The organism is Ruminiclostridium herbifermentans, from assembly GCF_005473905.2.
Classification (GTDB): Bacteria; Bacillota; Clostridia; order Acetivibrionales; family DSM-1351; genus Ruminiclostridium; species Ruminiclostridium herbifermentans.
The window spans coordinates 3,356,106-3,376,348 of the sequence record NZ_CP061336.1; the positions used below are offsets into that span (position 1 = coordinate 3,356,106).

13 protein-coding genes are annotated in these 20,243 nt (G+C 33.6%); 1 reads left to right on the forward strand and 12 read right to left on the reverse strand.

Annotation, left to right across the window (positions count from 1 at the left end; translation table 11 throughout):
• Positions 1-168 precede the first annotated feature (168 nt).
• The 6 genes from EHE19_RS13605 to EHE19_RS13630 all read right to left on the reverse strand — a co-directional run bounded on the left by EHE19_RS13605 (position 169) and on the right by EHE19_RS13630 (position 5,806).
• Positions 169-375 carry a hyaluronate lyase N-terminal domain-containing protein gene (locus EHE19_RS13605; RefSeq protein WP_244648245.1) on the reverse strand — a complete coding sequence of 69 codons (207 nt, stop codon included), beginning with the start codon at positions 373-375 and terminating at the stop codon, positions 169-171.
• Entirely contained in the window at positions 359-1,384 is a 1,026-nt protein-coding gene (locus EHE19_RS13610) for a DUF2793 domain-containing protein (RefSeq protein WP_137698840.1), read from the reverse strand. Before EHE19_RS13610 ends, EHE19_RS13605 begins: the two co-directional genes overlap by 17 nt.
• A 450-nt stretch (positions 1,385-1,834) precedes the next feature.
• Positions 1,835-2,161 (reverse strand): thioredoxin, encoded by a 327-nt coding sequence (gene trxA / locus EHE19_RS13615; protein WP_137698841.1) that lies wholly within the window; start codon positions 2,159-2,161, stop codon positions 1,835-1,837.
• Positions 2,162-2,493: 332 nt separating this feature from the next.
• Positions 2,494-3,534 carry a hypothetical protein gene (locus EHE19_RS13620; RefSeq protein WP_137698842.1) on the reverse strand — a complete coding sequence of 347 codons (1,041 nt, stop codon included), beginning with the start codon at positions 3,532-3,534 and terminating at the stop codon, positions 2,494-2,496.
• 13 nt (positions 3,535-3,547) lie between these two features.
• Positions 3,548-4,579, reverse strand: coding sequence for a phosphodiester glycosidase family protein (locus tag EHE19_RS13625; protein WP_137698843.1), 1,032 nt, complete (start codon positions 4,577-4,579; stop codon positions 3,548-3,550).
• Between the two features lie 825 nt (positions 4,580-5,404).
• Entirely contained in the window at positions 5,405-5,806 is a 402-nt protein-coding gene (locus EHE19_RS13630; protein ID WP_137698844.1) for a putative ABC transporter permease, read from the reverse strand.
• A 404-nt stretch (positions 5,807-6,210) separates the two neighbouring features.
• Here EHE19_RS13630 and glgP point away from each other — a divergent pair, with 404 nt between their 5' ends.
• Positions 6,211-8,772: an alpha-glucan family phosphorylase gene (glgP, locus tag EHE19_RS13635; protein WP_137698845.1), complete on the forward strand. Its 2,562-nt coding sequence runs from the start codon at positions 6,211-6,213 to the stop codon at positions 8,770-8,772.
• Between the two features lie 276 nt (positions 8,773-9,048).
• Here glgP and EHE19_RS13640 read toward each other — a convergent pair whose 3' ends face one another.
• The 6 genes from EHE19_RS13640 to tnpC form a co-directional block, all read right to left on the reverse strand.
• Positions 9,049-10,521 (reverse strand): dockerin type I repeat-containing protein, encoded by a 1,473-nt coding sequence (locus EHE19_RS13640; protein WP_137698846.1) that lies wholly within the window; start codon positions 10,519-10,521, stop codon positions 9,049-9,051.
• A gap of 1,027 nt (positions 10,522-11,548) precedes the next feature.
• Positions 11,549-12,553, reverse strand: coding sequence for an acyl-CoA dehydratase activase (locus EHE19_RS13645; RefSeq protein ID WP_137698847.1), 1,005 nt, complete (start codon positions 12,551-12,553; stop codon positions 11,549-11,551).
• Complete coding sequence (locus tag EHE19_RS13650) at positions 12,522-13,637, reverse strand: CoA protein activase (protein ID WP_137698848.1); 1,116 nt, start codon at positions 13,635-13,637, stop codon at positions 12,522-12,524. The genes EHE19_RS13645 and EHE19_RS13650 overlap by 32 nt, the downstream gene beginning before the upstream one ends.
• Positions 13,609-14,601, reverse strand: a complete 993-nt coding sequence (locus tag EHE19_RS13655; protein ID WP_137698849.1) for an acyl-CoA dehydratase activase-related protein — start codon at positions 14,599-14,601, stop codon at positions 13,609-13,611. Before EHE19_RS13655 ends, EHE19_RS13650 begins: the two co-directional genes overlap by 29 nt.
• Positions 14,602-14,942: 341 nt before the next feature.
• Entirely contained in the window at positions 14,943-17,960 is a 3,018-nt protein-coding gene (locus EHE19_RS13660) for an N-acetylmuramoyl-L-alanine amidase (RefSeq protein ID WP_137698850.1), read from the reverse strand.
• A gap of 731 nt (positions 17,961-18,691) precedes the next feature.
• Entirely contained in the window at positions 18,692-20,152 is a 1,461-nt protein-coding gene (gene tnpC, locus EHE19_RS13665; protein ID WP_190530320.1) for an IS66 family transposase, read from the reverse strand.
• Positions 20,153-20,243: the final 91 nt, after the last annotated feature.

The following is a 20,243-nucleotide window of genomic DNA, read 5'->3' on the forward strand; positions in this document are numbered from 1 at the left end:
GATGCTTTTTACATTACCATCTTTGCCTCGCCGAAAGTGAAAAAATATTACTTTATACCCTTTATAAATGGGTCCTTTTGTTATTTAAGCTTAGCATCCGCCCTAATATCTCGTTATTACTATATACTTATCATTACTTTGTAATAAATTCATTAGGTATATAATTTTTTACGATTTTTTCTTTTTTGGCTTACCAACGGCTAGTTGTAAATTACCATCATCAGAGCCAATAAATAGTTTATGTGTATCAGTGGTAAAACCAAGTTCACCAACTTCTAATTGGTAATCAAACAGTTCAGATTCAGTTCCTCTTCTTATACATATCAAGGTGCTGTTCTGTTTACCTTTATTTGTCATATTAGAATGTGCCTCCATCAATTACTCCTACTGATAGTGAATACCCATTATCTTCATCAAACACAATAGAAGTATTGTCAATTTTAACACTAACACCATTAATATCTGCAATAATACCATGATGTGCCTTCACTGACACTTCTTTTTCACTTACTGTTATACCATTTCCTTCACCTACTGCCAGAGTTATGACATCACCAGAACCTCCACCAATAAGTCCTCCCTGTGTTTCAATTGTCTGATTAGCTCCGCCAGTTACAACCCAAGTACCGGAAAGGTTATATGTGTAGTTTTTATTTTCATCTTCAACATATACTGCCCAACCTGTCAATGGAGTAAAGAAATCCCAACCTGAGCCATTCCAATCAGCTATTTGTCCTTCTTTACCACTAAATATGCCTTCTGCATCAGCAGGTATTAGATATCTGTCATGAAGCTGAGGATTTTCTGGAACAGACTTAACCTCCTTGCTCTTTACACTGTCCTGCCAGTCCAATCCCCTAATTGCATTAAATATCTCAAGTTTTATTTTCGCTGCTGACCAAAGTTCGTCATTCCCTGCTCCTGCATCATTAATTTTTCTATGTATCTCAGGATTATCAATGTGCTCTTTGATTTCAGCGGCAGTTTTAACATTTATACCATCTGATACTTTGTACACATGTCCATCTATAATATCTTCTGATTTTACCTTTTTGTAATTAACACCGTCAGCAATATCATCCAGCGTACCATTAAGTTCTTTTAAGGATTCTACACTAATTTTATGCCATACTTTTCCATCATCAAAATAAAGTACGCCTTCTCCTTCTCCTGACTCTACAAAGTAAAATCTACCACGTGTGGATGCTTCGGGTCTCTCTGCCAATGTACCCATCATAACTCCACCAACTAAGTGGTTTGTTACACCATCACCAATAAATACTTCTTTGGTGTCTGTACAAAAACCCAATTCCGCCATCTCTAAAGCGCCATAGTTAATAAATTCACTTTTTGTACCTCTTCTGATTCTGATTGTTTGTGTCATTGTAAATTCCTCCTAATAATGTATATTTTGTAAGGCAATAATAAAAGTCAGAAGCTTTTGCATAAGACTTAAAACTCATACTTAGCTACTTTAAAAGTATAATAAGCTATTTTCTTTATCTAACCTTCTAAAGTTCTAGTTAATTTTAAATTTAAAATAGCATTTGCAGTCGACCTCTTATTGACTTACATAATACATGTAAAAATGGAAATAGGATTTACAATCATTTTATGAAAATTTTATCATTTTTAGTTTATATTATAATTTAATAGAAATTTTAACAATAATTGTTTGAATAGTTTAGAAAAATCTTACCTATTGTTAATTTATGAATTATTTTTACAGTAAAAAGCACTCATATTATCAGCTTATAGCTAAAAATATAAGTGCTATCAATTCTAATCACAAACCTAAATATTTATATATACAATAATAAAGAAAAGCAAAAAACTATAACAGCTTATTTATCATATCTGAAAACTCTTCCTTTGATCTAACGCCAACAACCTTTTCTGCCAACTCACCATTTTTGAAAGTTAAAATAGTAGGTATACTCATTATTTTAAATTTTGCTGCCAATTCACCTTGATCATCAACATTTACCTTTGCAATTTGAACCTTACCATCGAAATCTTCTGCTAACTCATCCATTATAGGGCCTACCATTCTGCAAGGTCCGCACCAAGTAGCCCAAAAATCAACAACCACTGGTTTATCAGATTTTAATACTATTTCATCAAAAGTTTCATTAGTTAAATTTATAATTTTACCTGACATAAGTAATTCCTCCAAAATCATTTTATTATATATAAAAACTTAATTTAATAATACCCAATTAAAGAACAAATAAAACACTATGTCTAAAATATATTTATTTCTCAACTTTTAAATTACCACATAAAAATTACTATTGATATGTGAGAATTATCAATGGTTCGTTGTAGAAAAAAAATACCAACAGCGAACTGATTAAATAATACAACCGAACATTATATATTGCTTGCTCCAGAAATTGACGCTGAAATAATTATGGTGCAGAACAAGTTCTTCAGCCGACCGTTTTGCAAAACACCCTGTTTCGTGTTAATATTCACAGCACCTTCAATTTATCAGTATTCTTTTAAAGATGTAATAAACACCTTATTTTCTTCTTTTGAAACCAGTGCACCCTCTAAAATTTCAATGAATTCTCCTCTATATGAAGCCTTTAGACCACTTATAACATTAATTATTTTATTTTCTTCAATATCATTTGTATATATATTTCCATTACCCGATATAATAATATCCTCTACAGCTGTAGCAGCTTTTAAATCAACCTTCGTCCAATTATCAGTTACCTTATCATCATTAATTTTTTGATGATAAATTTGAGTAACCTTTCCTAGTGAATCAAGTATTCCGATATACAAAGAATCATTTAAATCAATACCCAAAACCTTTATCTTGTCAGCATCAATAGGTATTTTGTTTTTTACCTTTTTATTACCATCATAAATATATACTGATTTTTCTTCATTTTGATATACAAGTTTATTAACAAATGAGCACTCTTTTATTATAGCATCTGCTCCCAAATTCATTACATGAGCATATTGGCTCATTACATTAAAACTAACAATCTTTGACTTTGTATCAGATGTCTTTATTTTAGCATAAACTACATTTGTATATTGGGATAGTTCAATATCCATTATCTGGCTCTTGGCAGTTAATCCATCAATTTGAGGATATTGTCGTAAAGTTTCCGAATCAGGCTCGTAGGTGGATATTTCAACTATGCCTTTTTGACCATTCTTTGTATCTGATGAAAATATTACCATATTTCTATCAGGAAGCCATTTAAAATAGGTTATTTTATCATTATCCTTACCTGCAACCTCCCTATCATCTTCTTTATCCACATTGACAATATGAAGTACACCGTCCAATATATACGCGCCATATTCAGCATTATAAGACATACTGATACTTTTAGCATTATCAGGAACCTTAAAATCTCCCGTAAATACAGATTTACTTTTATTGGCTTCTGTTATACTTACAGTTATATCTGAATTTAAAAAAACATTATTAATATATAATAACACACAAAATTGAAATATAACCGCTAACAGAATCCATCTATACCACTTAACTAAAGTTTTCACACAATTTCTCCTTCTATGGCATTACCATAAATACTGATGGTACTGATCGTTCACCTAAAGCATCAGAAGGCGTATTTATTACTTTGCCATCGTAATACATGGTTGTTGATGAACCACCATCTAAGTTTGCTGCATTTACAGCACCCTTTTCAAGCAATATGTCCTGAACCTCTTTTAATGTCGCTCCATATGATTTAAGACTTCTTCCGTCAATTACTAAAAACAAGACAGAGCCATCTGCTCTTTGACCAATTGCAGTTCTAGGAGATATTCCCCAGCCTCCATCCCCGCTTTTTATAGTTGGTTTTCCATTAACAATCAATGGAGGACCGAAGCTTATTGCTTCTTTAACATTATATTTTTTCAAATCATTTTGTGAATGTTTTCCTACAATAAGCATTCCATCCTCAGTAAATGCAATTGTATCCCTCTTTGTGGTTTTGTCCTTTGACTCTCCGCTTATATATTTACCTTCACTTATTATATATCCTAATGGAGCACCACCTGTTCCTGCCCACTTAGTATCAATAAAACCACCACCGTTGATAGCTGCTATAGCTCCGTATCTTTTAGCGATGCTGCTAGTGGTCTGCCCAGCTCTAGGTATTTGATTTGAGTATCCCACTTTAATTCTTGTAGGATCCTCTATAACTAAAAGTTTACCGTTAAAATTACTGCTCTCTATATCAAAAAGTTCTGTTTTATTGGTATGATGTATTCCAAAATTAAGCGGCTTTATATCTTCAGTATTAACATTTGAAATAGCATAACCATCACCCAATATATTTGCAATTGCTTTATCTGAAAGAAATGTTCTCGCTACTTCCTTGAGCGTATATGAATTCCATAAAACTCCTGTAACAGAGCATTTTACATTCTCAAAAGGCCCATAAAATATAAGCAAAGGTGTTGTCAACGACAAAAATATAAACTCAAATATAAAAAATTCCAATAAACTCTTAAGCTTACTTTTCTTTTTTTTACCTTTAACTTTTTTTTTGCTATCACCAAGCTCCTTTTTATCTACCAAAGCATTATTACTCATTAATCCCCCTGAAGTACACAAAACCCAATGATTCTAAATATTAAATGTTCAACTATCCCAGTTGAATATTTTAGTTGTGTGCTTATCAAATGAAAAAAGATTCAGTGTCATTCAAGTAAAACGCTGAGAATGACCAATTCTTTTTTACAATATCTTATATATCACAATATCCTATAATCAAAATTCATTTAATCAAAATTCATTTTTGTAACAATTACAATTTTTTTAAGTTCACCGTTATTGCAGTAAAATCAGCAATAAACCAAATACTAATTCTATAACACCATTAAACTTTTTCATCCCGGATACTGATTATTTAATTTAAATAAAAAAGCAAATAAAAAGTATACACGTTTTTTTGTGTATACCTTCAAAAATGATGGTAATTATATTATATTCTGCAAATGCTCTTTTTTCAATATTTATAAAGTTAGAGAAATTATATGAATTGAAAATTTGAACTGTTAATATAAGCCATTACACTAATTAATTTTTGAACACACTAATTAATTTTTGAACTGAGTTTAGTAAATTATTTACTGTTACACTAATGCGTACGCGAAAGCAGCTTAGATAACTGGGGTTCTAGATTAAAAATATTTATTTGAACATTTTGAACATATAGTTAAATAATAGTTTATTTATTACAACGTAGCTATGAAATCATGAATACTGAATGCTGACAGCAGTATAATTAACTATAATTAAAAAAATATCTTGTGTAGCCCATTTAGATGAGTTTGTACAGAAGTATCAGTAAGCCAATACTATAATTTTACCATTAAAGCTTATACATTAAAGCTTATAAAGTAATTATCACAACCATTAAGTTATCTTTAATCTATCAAATGTGGCATGTACTCTCTCAAATAATATACCCGCGACAAACCAAGCCGGTGCATAATCTAACCTAACAAGTCCTTCAACAGCAAATTTGCCAAAGTACTGCCAGGGATAGACATTAAGCATTCCAAGCAATATCTTTCCTGTAGAGTATTCTATACCCCAAATTATTACAACCCAAATAATACCTCTCAAGACTACATTCCAATCGTGGATTATGTCATGCAGGGGTTCTAAGAATACAGCACATCCATATATAAATAACATCCAGAGGCTGGTATATGCTTCTAAAGCCATATCACCATTCATTAGTGAATATAGGCCAGTCCAAACTATCTCCATGCTCCAGCCAATAATACCATATAAAAAGAATCGTTTAATCATAGTATTATTATTTATATATCAAAATATCATTTTTTATTTATAAAGTTTATAAATTTATTTCAGTATTTTTTTCCATAAATGTCATATAATATTAACTGCACATCTACTTAAAATTAAATTCGTTGTAAATACTACCAATAATTGCTCTTTTGTGTTATTATAACAAGTAAATCGTATATTTTATTTGACATGTATACTTTGTTATAATGCCTAGATTCAAAATGAGATTTTTCTATTACAGAGAGTGCAGAGAAATTTCATTACATTCACCGGCATTAAAGCGAAGCTGGATATATTCTCACCGCTTCAAAATCAAAGGAACAACCGCCGCTTTTAATAGCGGGAGACATTTTGCTTCGTTATAATGCTTTATTAAAAATCAAATGAAAGATAGGAGAATGCATATGTATTTAGTCGGTAAAATTAATGTAATTTCAGCATTGCCAGAAGAATTTAAAAGACTTAATGATATTGCTTATAATTTATGGTGGTCATGGAATCCTGAAGCCATTGACCTCTATAGAGAAATCGATTTAGACTTGTGGAAAAAACTGAACAGAAATCCAGTACGTTTCTTACAGGAAGTAAGTCAAAAAAAGCTCCAATCAAAACTTAATGATGCAGATTTTATGAAAAGGCTAGAAAATGTAGTAAATACATTTGACAATTACATGTCTGAAAAAAACACATGGTTTAATAAAACATATCCTCAAAATACAGATAAGATGATTGCATATTTTTCTGCTGAATATGGATTAAATGAAGTATTGCCTATTTATTCAGGAGGTCTAGGTGTACTTTCAGGAGATCATTGTAAAGCCGCAAGCGATCTTGGTCTTCCATTCACAGCAATAGGTCTGTTCTATAAGCAGGGCTACTTCAGTCAGAGAATAAATTCAGATGGCTGGCAGCAAACTTGTTTTAATGACCTAAATGTATCACAATTGCCAATTCTACCAGCATTAAATCAAAATGGTGAGCAAGTGCAAATTAGTATTACCTTTGCTGGCAGAACAGTGTATGCACAAGTATGGAAGGTTCAGATAGGCAGAATTAATTTATACCTTATGGATACAGATGTTCCACAAAACTCTAATAACGATAGATCTCTTACAGCAAGATTATATGGCGGTGATCAAGAAACAAGAATTCAACAGGAAATCTTCCTTGGGATTGGTGGTATAAGGGTATTAGACGCATTGGGCATTAATGCAACAGTATATCATATGAACGAAGGTCACTCCGCATTTATGGGATTAGAACTTATTAGAAAGCTTGTTAATGAAAAACACATAAGCTTCAGTGAAGCTAAAAAAATTGTTGAGAATTCATCAATATTTACTACTCATACTCCTGTTCCAGCTGGTAATGATGTATTCCCTCTTTATATGATGGATAAATACTTCGGAGATTTCTGGGGACAATTAGGGTTAAGCAGATATGATTTCTTGGAACTTGGACTTAAAAAGTCAGAAGATCAAAACTTCAATATGACTGTTCTTGCACTAACCCTAGCAGGTAGAAAAAATGGAGTAAGTGAGCTTCATGGAGCTGTTTCAAGAGATATATTTAGCGATGTATGGCCTGGAGTACCAAAAAATGATATTCCAATTACACATGTAACTAATGGTATTCACACATTAACATGGATTTCACCTAAAATAAAAGCACTTTATGACAAATATCTTGGTAGTGACTGGACATCTAAAATATACGAAAGTTCTACTTTTGAAGGTATCGATAATATTCCGGACGAAGAATTATGGGAAATTCATAAAGAATTAAAATTAAAGCTAATTAACTTTGTAAGGGCAAAACTTAAGCAACAAAAGCTAGCAAATGGTGAATCTATGGAAGCTGTAAGACAAGTAGATAATTTCCTTGATCCAAATGCACTTACTATTGGTTTTGCTAGAAGATTCGCCACATATAAACGTGCAAATCTGATTTTCAGAAATTTAGCCAGAATTCAAAAGATTCTTAACAACCCAGAAAAACCAATGCAAATTATCTTTGCTGGTAAGGCACATCCTGCTGATGGCCCTGCACATGATGTTATTAAAAACATTAATGATATTGCAAAGCAAGAAGGTTTTTACGGAAAAGTTATTTTGCTTGAAAACTATAATATGACTGTTGCAAGAAATTTAGTTCAAGGCGTTGATGTATGGATGAACAATCCAAGAAGACCTCTTGAAGCCAGCGGAACTAGTGGTCAAAAAGTTTGTATAAATGGTATTATAAACTTTAGTATTTTAGACGGCTGGTGGTGTGAAGGTTATGACGGAGAAAACGGTTGGGTTATAGGTGATGAGACAGAATTTGACAACGAGTATTCTCAAGATAATATTGACAGCGAATCAATCTATGACACTTTAGAAAGCAAGATAGTACCTTTATTCTACAATGTTAATGAAAAAGGTATTCCAACAGAATGGGTTCGCATGATGAAAAACTCCATCAAATCTCTAACTTGGAACTATAGTACTGATAGAATGGTAAAGGAATATACAGAAAGAATGTATCTTCCTGCAATAAATGGCACCGAAATGGTATGTGCTGATAACTATAGCCTTGCTAAACAGCTTTCAGCCTTTGAACAGCATATGAAAGCTAATTGGCATCAGGTTCAGTTATTCTCTGAAAAGTTCATGAACAACCTAAAAGATTATAAATCTGACTCTGGACATGAAATACACCTGACTGCTTATGCAAAGCTTGGAATTATAGATCCATCAGATGTTATGGTTGAGGTATATTATGGTTCTTTATGCAACGGTATGATAATTAATGCTCAATCCATAGAAATGAAGTTAGATGGTAAAACTGAGGATGGTTCCTATAAGTACTCCTTAGATCTAAAAATAGAAGATGGCGGCGAATATGCTTATACCTTCAGAGCTACACCAAAGAATCCAAACCTTATTAATAGATTTGACACAGGCTTAATTCGTTGGGTTGAATAATTTTATAGCTGTCAAATAAATATTATTTAGTTAAAACATAGCCACCTTTTCATCAAACAGTAAAGCTCTATTTGGTGAAGAGGTGGCTTTTTGAGTTTATAGTAGTTCTTACGTATTTAATCTCATAATGGGGCTTGGAATTTTAGGGGTCATTGTTATTGTAGTTATATTAGTCTCAAAATATTTCTATTTGCTTATTTTTATTTGTATTTAAAATGAATAATCAAATTATAAATAGTTCAAAAGCAACATTAGTGTAAAGTTCGCAAATAAGTGCTATTTCAATACTGGAATATCCCAATCAACCCACATATTTTTGTCAAATGTAATTCCACCATCTTGCTTCATGTAATTTGTATTAACAGAGTTGTCTCCTAATAAGAATTTCTTAATAAATGCTTCTACTTCAGGGAATTGAGAAGATGGAAGTACACAATGGTCAGGATGTCCCACTGAAGAATAACCCATATTGCTTGGTACTCCAAGTGCTTCATATATCATATTTGTTGTTTTTCCTGTTGCAAAACAGCTAACATTTCCTAACCATTCCATTGATGTATTTTCTATTATCAATAAACCACGTGGTGCACAAAGTCCTGCAACCAAATGCTGGTCAACTGGCAGCTTGTTTACTGCATTTCCGAATTGTGCAAATGCACTTCCCTGCCATGGATTTTCTGTTACAATTTGTGCAGCAGTCTGTACATTTTGTCCTCTTGATTTTTGCCAGTCAGATACTCTCCAGCTAGCAGCTCCACCAGAGCCTGATTCTTGAGGTATAGTTAACTGAATTCTCTCATTAAACGCACCACATGCAAGAGCACCCTTTCCGTAACGTGATCCACCTGTTACACCAAGCTTAGCTGCATTAATTCTAGCTTCAGGAGTTGTTTCTAATGCATCTATCAAGCGGTCAACACCCCAAGCCCAAGCCATCAGTGAACCTGCAGAATGATTTTTGCCATACAAGTCATAGAACTTACCAGTTCCTCTTGAGTTAGCACCTGACTGTGCACCTAACTCATCACAAGGGAAGGTAATCAACGCTACACCCATATTCAATATATTTGATGAATTAAGAGTATTCATACCAATACCTATCATTGCAGGATAAGGCGCAGTTCCTTTTGATGGATACTGTATTGAACAAGTAAATGATATTGTTTTACCATTATCAGTAACAGTTACAGTTATTTTATTGTTACTAAATGAACCTTTTACGCTATCTGGTGCCTCTGGTTTACTTCCATAAATAAATGCCTGAGCAAGAGCACTAATTTCCTTCTGACGAGCTTTCCATTGAGCCTTTGTAGTAACCTTATCACCATTATAGAACTTGAAAGGGTCTGGAAGCTTAGGATTTGCTTGTAATTGTGAGAATGAAGGAATAACTATTGGATGAACATATTCATCCTCACCCTTATCAGCTGGGAATTTGTCGATAATCTTTAATAAAAATTGCTTCATAATAGCAAAGTCAAGAGCATCTATTGAGCCGCTTGCATCAACATCACCAGCAGCTTTCTGTTCACTTGTAAATGTAGTGGTTCCAAGTAAATATTGTTTCATTAGTGCATTGTCTAGAGCATCTACTGCCCCATCACCATTTAGGTCTCCATAAACAACTGCTGCCGCCTGTGTTCCACCAGGAACAGCAATAGCACTGGTTATAGAAAAAACGCAGGCTAAAATTGATAAACATAGTAAATACGAGATACTTCTTCTTAAACCTAAAGACTTAATGAACATAGTATTTCCCCCTTAAAAATTTTAATTTATCTATTGTAAAGTACCAAAGTCAATTCGGCTGGAATCCCCTTAATTTCAGCATTTAAAACCAAGCCCCTTAAGTCTTCAAAACAAACGCATTATGCATATGCTTAGAAGTCAAAGCTTTCAAATATAATTGACTTTAAAGTACCTTTACACCATACTTAGCAGTGCAATAGCAACACATTTTTGCATTACTTCCAATTTACTTTCTTTCTATATCTTTTAAATACACTTTAATAACTAAGCTTTCGAATAAAAATTCAAGCTATTCTTAAACTACCGATGTCTTACTGACAAATAAACTAACTTATTTAATAAAATTAGTTAGCCTTTCATTTGATAAGCTTAAGCACCTACAAATCAACTGTGAAAGTTGAGTCGTTAATTTATATATGAAAATTTTATTTATTGAAATTTTATATTTATTGAAAATCTTTATTACTTTATTGAAAAATACTTATCGAAAATTACTTTGTTGAAAATTTTAAGCTTAGAAATATATAAAAAACATAGGCTTTCACTAATGTTTTACGCTTTTGAAGAGTTAGCATAGAATATAAAATCAATTAAATTATTTATACTCAATATGATATCTTTGCATTAAAATAAGCTATATAACTAGAAATAGCTAAATGATTGAATAAAAAATCTATTTATATGTTCAAATATGCTTTAAACTTATTTGTCAAGAACACAGTATTATTCAACAATTGAAGATATTTTTCCTTCTGTACATTTGTATATAATTTACTTATTTACATATTATGTTTTACTTTTAAAACATCATTTTTCACTATTGCTTGAATAGTTTACATTTCAATAGTCTCTATATGCTTTCATCAGCTATTTTATAGCAAAAAATGCTTTTACTAATAATGGAAGGTTGGTAAAAAAAATTGTATGAATTAGTTGGTAGACACCAATACTACTTCATACAATTATATACAACAAAACCATTGTAAGCTTCCTGCATAAATAGACTAAGCGATATTTGATTTGTATTCTAAATAGTGAATTCCTCACTTTTCGATATATTATCGCCCTGCTGTCCGCTCCACTTACCGCACTTATCTCCCCAGCATACAACAGGACTATTATTTAATGAAATTTGAACTATCTCACAGCAATTAGAACATCCTGAACATTCCCTACTTACTGCTGTATAATCCCCATTTAATTTATCAAAGCCGTTAAACTTTGATTTACCTGCTCTGTACTGCATCTGTTCTTTTGCCAGTAATGCTACTCCGTATGCACCCATGACATCAAAATGCTTTGGGATAATTATTTCAAGCCCTAAAGCTTTCTCAAATGCCTTTACAATACCAATATTAGCTGCCACACCACCCTGAAATACTATTGGTGCCTCCAGTTTTTTACCGTTAGCCAAATTAGCCAGATAGTTTCTAACTAAAGCATCACACAGTCCTCTGATAATATCCTCTCTCAAATATCCCATTTGCTGTTTATGTATCATATCACTTTCTGCAAAAACAGCACATCTTCCTGCAATTCGAACAGGTATTTGAGATTTTAATGCATAATGACCAAAATCTTCTATAGATATACCTATTCGTGAGGCTTGTCTATCAAGAAATGAACCTGTACCTGCAGCACAGACTGTATTCATGGCGAAATCATATACTATTTTGTTTTTCAGCAAAATAATTTTGGAATCCTGACCTCCAATTTCAATAATTGTTCTTACATCAGGTATAACCTTTTGTGAAGCTATTGCATGAGCGGTAATTTCATTCTTTACTACATCTGCACCGATAATTGCCGCAGCTAACTGCCTTCCGCTGCCTGTTGTTCCAACTCCGCATATGGAAACATACATACCCATTCTTTTATAAATGTCCTTAAGCCCAGCTCTTATTGACTCAATTGGCTGCCCCTCTGTTCTTAAATAAAGTTTTTCAATTACATTTTCCTGTTCATCAATCAGTGTTATATTTGTGCTGACTGAACCCACATCAATACCCATATAACAGTTTACTTTGCCCATCAATATTTTCTCCTCTTCTCTTTTTTAGCAAATCAACGAATGCCTCTAACCTTGTTACAAAACCAGCTTCTCCTGTCATTTCATCTCTTATAATTGTCATAATTGGAATTTGATGATCCTCCTCAATTGCTGGAAGTATTGCCTGCGAAACTATTTCAGGCATACATCCCAAGGGATATAAGTGTATAATTCCATCATAACCTTCTTGTGCATGAATTACGGAGTTCCCTATTGTATGCTGAGTATGTCCGCCTACCATCCTTCCAAGATATGCTTTCGAGGCTTTTACATAACTTGAATCCCGTGGAAGATGAAGACCTTTTCTAAACATATCATTTACAATCCAATCACTAACAGTTACTTTTCTTTCAACCTCAATGCCCATGTTCCCAAGGATTCTCTCCAATTCAAAATTTGCATAAGGTTCAATTGTTGTATAAATCTCTCCAACAACAGCTATTTTTAATGGGTTGGCATTCTCATTTAACTTTATATCATTCAGTTTATTTTCCGTTAGCTTAATATACTCTAGTATATTCTTTGAGCCTTTAATCTTCATAATATCATTTTTAAAAGCTCTATATATTAAATCAACACTTCCTTTTTCACGTTCTCTAGCTCTTTTTATCCTCATAAGTCTTTCTAAATTATCTATTTTAATAGCAACATTTTTAGCTGAATTAGCAACCTTTACAACATTAACAAAGCTTGTGTTTCCACTAATTTTCCTTACTCTTGCATTAAGTTCCTTTAGTCCTTGATCTGGAACCTCTAATGTAATTAGTTCCATATTTATTCCAATATCATCAGCAGTTTTTTGGAGCATTTCCCCAAAATAGCCCAGCTTACATGGACCACAGCCGCCTGTAATAAGCATGGCATCTGCTCCTAGTTCCGATGCTTGAAGCATATTTCCAACAAATAGCTTAAAAGGAAGACAATTAGCTTCTGAACAATACTTTGAACCTATTTCTAATGTTTTATTAGTATTAAAAGGCGGTATGATATATTGAGCATTAAAATCATCCAGAAATGCTTTAGCTACAATATATGTATTACCTAGATGTGGAAATGTAAAAATCATGCGTTTTCCTCCTAATAATCATGTCTACAAAAGCCTCAAGCCTTGTACAAAAACCTGCCTCAGCTGAATGTTCATCCAGCACAAGCTTCATAAATGGTATATCACTCTCCATTCTAACTTTTTTCTCTACCAGTTCATCCACAAAGCTATCTACTCCGCAGCCAAATGATGTAAGTACCAATATTCCATCTACTTGCCCACTTTCAATTAATTGTGAAACACCTCCATATGCTCTTGTACCATAGTCCCAAAAGAGCATTTTATCCAATTCCTTACACCTTAACTTTGACTCAAGGTAATCAAGCATATCCAATGTAACTACCCCAAATCCATAGCCTCTTAGCTTATTTATAAGTTCCATATTTATATAGCTGTCATAGACTGTATAGCAGTGTCCTAAAACAGCGACAGTAAATTGGGTACTTCTTTTTTTTATCATTCTTAAAGTTACGTTGTCCTGCATAAATTCGTCAGTTAAGACACCTGATTTTAAGATTTGTCTTTCAAAACGATATGCTTCAAGTGCTTTTTTGTAAGCATTTTTAATTTTCCGTCTGTCACGGGTTATAAACTCACCTATACGAAGAGCTGCCAACCAAGAATTCTTATTTGACTCTCGTAGGTTAATTTCTGTATCAATAATTCTAGGCAGCGACTTTGTTGAGTTTTTAATCATGTCAGGTACTCCGCAAATCTCAGGACAAATATATTGCTTTTTAGAAATACTTGTAAATCTTGGCATAAAGATAATATCAACTTTACCTACAAGATTCATAACATGTCCGAAATAAATCTTTATAGGAAGACATGCCTCAGAAATACATGTATTTGCTCCATCAGTCAATAAGTTTTTGTTTGTTTTATCAGACAGAATCACTTCTGCTCCTAATTCACTAAAAAATGTTTCCCAAAGTTTAGAGTACTTATAGTAATATAGTCCCCTTGGTATACCAACTTTTATCATATTTATATCCGTGCCTCACATTCCTTTTTAAATAAGAATACCGAAAAATATCAGCACAGGCTTTAGCCCTCCTTCGTATAATATGTCTAATAAGGAAATCTGCTTTTAAATAATAAGTAAACGTAAAAAAACCATGTCAGTAGAAATTATTGACATGGTTTAAATTAGTTATTCAGATATATGTGCTAATTATTTCATCAACAGTGTAGGGTGAGATTATAGTATTGACTTAGGTACTTCCGTACGTACTTATCTAAATGGGTTACTCACAAGATATTTGTTGAATTAGTATTGGTTCATAATAGTTAATTTTACCGTCGCTCACATTCAGCATCCCTGCTTCATCGTGCATTCTTTATAGCCCAATTTTCTATGGCTTTACCAAGTGAGTTTGCAATATTCACTTGATTTTCGTAATTTACAAGCCATTCATACTCAGAAGGATTTGACATAAAGCCACATTCTACAAGTATTGCAGGAGCCTGTGTTGGTATACATACTGACAGGCTCTGCCATCTGTAACCATCGTTCTCTCTGCCCAATTCTCTTACCATTTCTTCCTGTATAAAACCAGCTGTTGCCTTAGAGCCTGCTTGTGAATAAAGCGTTAAAAAGCCCTTATGCTTTGAATAATCAGCTGTCACATCCATAGAATTATTGTGTATTGAAACTGCAATATCTGGTTTTTCTTTTCTAATTAAATTTGCTCTTTCTGTTAGGCTTACAGTAGTATCACTTGTTCTAGTCATTATAACCGTTGCCCCAAGTGCTTTTAAATATTTTCTTGTATTTAATGCAATAGATAAGTTTATATCTTTTTCATAAAGTCCACGATTTCCTAATGGCCCAACAGCACCTGACTCATTTCCTCCATGCCCTGCATCAAGCAGTACCTTCAAGCCTGTAAGAGGCTTGCTGCTGTTCTTGTCAATTTTAGGGGCATTTTTAAGTGAAAATACCAGTTCACCATTTTTATACTGTGCATAATACCCAAAATATTTGTCTGCTGCTTTCAGCTTAAATGTATAAACTGCATTGCCAGATATGTTTTGACAAATAACTGACGAATAAATAGAACTACTAGGAGCAGCTGCACTAACTTTTATACCTTTAGTATTAAACAATGTCAATGTAACAGTTCCTGATTGTGCTGACACGTCAAATACAGTATTTACAGGCATTTTAAATGCAATATCCGTATAATTGCTATTAGCTTTTACTTTAATCGATGATATAGTATTAGTCTTTAATGCTTTATCATTTACAATTTTTACATCGCTTGCTGCTACCCACACACCACTCTTCAATAAATAAAAGTTATTTTGTTGACCCACAACATAGTCAGAGGCACCATTTATTAGTGGAGTTACTCTAGAATACGATGAAGCTGGACCTGAACGGGCTGGTACTTCTGTTTCCTTCGTATTTACAACTGCATATTTTTGATACTTTGAAGATTGTACACTAATTATGTTGCTCAGCGATTTTGTTACCTTTTTTCCATTGTAATCAAGAACAAATACTGGTTTTCCAAGACTTAAAACCCTTTGATTTCCCTTTACTGCTGGAAATTCAAAGGTACCCGTGTACTTTACAGGTGTCAATTCATTTTTATCTATCTTGTTGCTTGATGCGTCAGAATTGTTTGCACCTTCCACGCTTGTCAAATTAACCTTATATGTTCCAATCTCAACCCACACCTTTGAACCTTTTGGTGCTTCACAAGAGAAGGTTACCTTCTGACCAGTTTTCATTGTCATAGCTTGAGTAGGTGAAAAGGAATTTGGCTTAAATTCCGGCTTTGTCATTTTATAAGGTGCTGCTGTTGTTCCCTTCTTTATTATTTTCAGCACAGTCTCTTTTCCCTTATGCTTGAAAACAAAGCTATTCTCACCGTTCTTCAAATCTACAAATACAGTAAGATAACCATCTTCGGAAGTTTCTATTTCGGTATCCTCTAAATATATGGGCTGGTTCGGATCTCCACTTCCAAGAATACTAACCTTTGAAGCTGAAGTTTCATAACCATTTGAAGGCTGAGATATAATTAGCTGTCTATCCTCAGGAACATTGCTGCCAGGATCTCTTCCCGCTACATAAATTCCATGAAGCTTATCTTTTATGCCCAAGCTATTAGCTGCAAGCTTTGCATATCCATAAAATATACTGCCGCTAACAGCATTGCTTTCTCTATTTAATGCAATTTGCTTTGGTATTTGTAATGGATCAAGCCATTCATTTGCTTGTGTTGTATCATTTATTTTGTATGCGGCATGTCCCACATACAATTTAACATTTGTTCCGCTGCATACATTTTTCCACCAATCTAATAGCACAGAATAATCTGCTACTTTAAATCCTATGTTCCAATATATTTGAGGTGCTATGTAATCCAGATATTCTTCTTTAACCCATTTCCTTGAATCTGCATAATAGTCATAATATGTAGAAATACCACCTTGTGTATCTGAGCCTTCAGGATTTCTATCTTTATTTGACCATATTGCAAAAGGACTTATACCAAATTGAACCTCTGGTTTTATGCTTTTTACTGTTTCATATGAATTCTTAACAAGGGTGTCTATATTGTTTCTTCGCCAGTCATCCTTATTTTTAAAATTGCCTTTGTACTTTTTATATGTCTCATCGTCTTTAAAGTCCTCATTATTTTTTGCCTCAGTCTTTGACGGATAGAAGTAGTCATCAAAATGAATACCATCAACATCATAGTTTTTTACAATTTCGGCAATTCCATCAGTAATAAGCTTAATTGCTTCTGGATATCCGGGATCTAAGTATAGCTGACCAGTATGTGCTGTAACCACAGCATTAGGTATTTTTTTTGCAGGATGGTTAGCTGACAATACCTTTAAATCTTTGTCAGGTTTACTTGTTGTACCCATTGAAAGCCTCAAAGGATTAATCCAAGCATGAATCTGGATACCTTTTTTGTGCCCCTGCTCGATAATGTAGGCTAAAGGATCAAAATCTTTGTCATTTGCTTTTCCTTGTTGACCTGTTAAATATGAAGACCATGGGTAAATTGATGATTTGTATAATGCATCACCCGTTGGACGAACTTGAAAAAATATGGCATTAAGCCCCATATACTCTGTATTTTCAATAATTTTATCCAGTTCCTTCATTTGTTCTTCTGCAGTCAGGCCTGGCTTTGATGGAAAATTAATGTTACTAACAGAGGCAATCCATACACCTCGTAAATCCTCATTTAACTGCATATCCTGTGCATTTGAAACATTACCCTCATATGGTTTATCAATGAATACCTTGCTACCAATAATGGGGAAAATCATCAGTACAACCAGCAAAACACAAATTGCTCCAATTTTTTTATTCATATGTATCTTCCTTTCCGCTTACAATAATTGCTTATAACTTTCCTGCATAAAGTCAAACGGTATTCAAGCCTACAGTTTTCAACTAGTTACTACTAGGAAAGACAAGGGAATTATTATAAAAACAGGCTAATCTATGTTAATACTCAAAAAGACATTTCTTTTTATACTTTATTAAATAACTAGCTCAAAATGAAATTTTTCGATATACAAAATTTATACATCGCCCAATCCACTTATGGTGTTTGTGTCTGGAAAATATATCTTATTCGTACATACTTTATTTTCGAGCCATTACATTTAGCGGTATTTCAATAAGGCTAAAAATTTCTCACCATTTTAAGGCAAATTTGTTACACGCTACTTTTAGAAGTACATTCACTTTTTCTTGCCTCGTTAAAATACCTAGTATCAATATGAAATTTTTCGATTTTAGAAAAATTTTATTTTATTAGCGGTATTTCAATGAGGCTAGAAATTTCTCACCTTCTTAAGACAAATATGTTACACATTGCTTTTAAAAGTACAAACTCTTTTTCTTGCCTCGTTATAATACCTAGCATCAAGAAACAGAAGACATTTTTTTGCCTCGTTCTATTATAAATATAAAGCATTCGACCTATCATAACAATATATGTCAGTATAATTTAATAATTTTTTAATATAATAATTAACTTTCACACATAATTAGTCTATATGTGTAAGCGTCAAATAGAAAAGCACCTTGACAAAACCTATCGAGCAGCACTATTACATGATTCTGGCACGTTAGATGGAAGTAAAAGTTCAAGTGCATTAATATTATTGTGAATATCCCAATTGGGAGCATTTTTGAAAATATACACAAGATAAGCATAAGGATTTAAGCCGTTCTCTTTTGCGGTCTCTATGATACTGAAAATTACAGCACTTGCCTTGGCCCCACGAGGTGTATTTGCAAAAAGGAAGTTTTTTCTGTCTATCACAAACGGCTTGATGGAACGCTCAGCACGGTTGTTGCTAATTTCTAGTCTGCCGTCAAGAAGATAACGCTCCAGATATCTACGTTGTTTAATCATATAATGAACTGCCTGTCCCAAACTGGTTTTGGGTGCAGGATTTAAAGATTTTAGCCACGCAAAAAATTCGTCAATCAAAGGCTTTGCCAGTTCCTGACGTTTTTGAAAGCGCTCATTCGAGTTTAATTTTTGTAAACTGCACTCAATATCAAACAGTCCATCGCAGTACCTCTTACCTTGGAGGGCTGCAGAGTTTTCCCTATCTTTTGTTGGAAGGACTTTGAGTGCTTCGTCCCATTTGCGTCTTGCGTGTGCCCAACATCCCACAACTGTAATTCCCTCAGGCAAATTGTGATATCCTTTGTATCCATCGGCATGAAGATATCCGCGGAAACCTTTGAGGAATTCTGCAGGATGCTTGGCTCGTCTATCTGGTTGGTATTCATATAACACAATAGGATGCTGTTCTTCACCACTTGTCCTATACATCCACATATAACTCTTGTTTTGAGCTGTCTTTTCAGGTTCGTGTAGTACTTGAAGCGTAGTCTCATCAGCGTGAAGTACTTCGCGTGTACAGAGTATTTCTCGTAATGCGTTATATACTGGCTCCAGCCAATCCTCGGAACATTTGAGCAGCCAGTTTGACATGGTTTGCCGTGATAAATATATTCCATTTCTACGAAAATCCTGCTCTTGTCGGTACAGAGGTGCTCCCATAACAAACTTTTGTGTCATTATTTGTGCTACAGCTTCTGGTGATGCAAAACTGCCCTTAATAACGGGATTGTCTACAGGTGCTTTAAGGATTGGAACCCCACAAGCATTTTTTTCACAATCTCGGCAAGCATATGTATACCTAACATGTTCTACAATAACTGCTTTTGCAGGTATCAGCTTTAATTCACGTCGGACATCCTTACCCATAATATGTAGAGCCTCGCCACATTCTGGACATTTTTGTTTATCCTTCGGAAGAGTATGCTCAACCACTTCCACAGGCAAATCCGGTGGAAGTCTATCGGCATTTTCTTTTGCTTTTTTGCGGTAATGGCGTTCTATTTCTACAAGCTCTGGCTCTGCCTTTGCTTCATCTGCAGTTGCTTCAGCTTCATTAAATAGGTTGATTTGGTCGTATTGGCTTTTTTCACTGGAAGCACCAAATTGATGATGTTTTGCAAGGCGCACCTGTTCCATAAACCAGTCTATAAAGTTATAATTAATAATGTACAAATAATATTAAATAAAAATGTACAAATGGTATGATTACAGGGTACAAAAGGAGGTA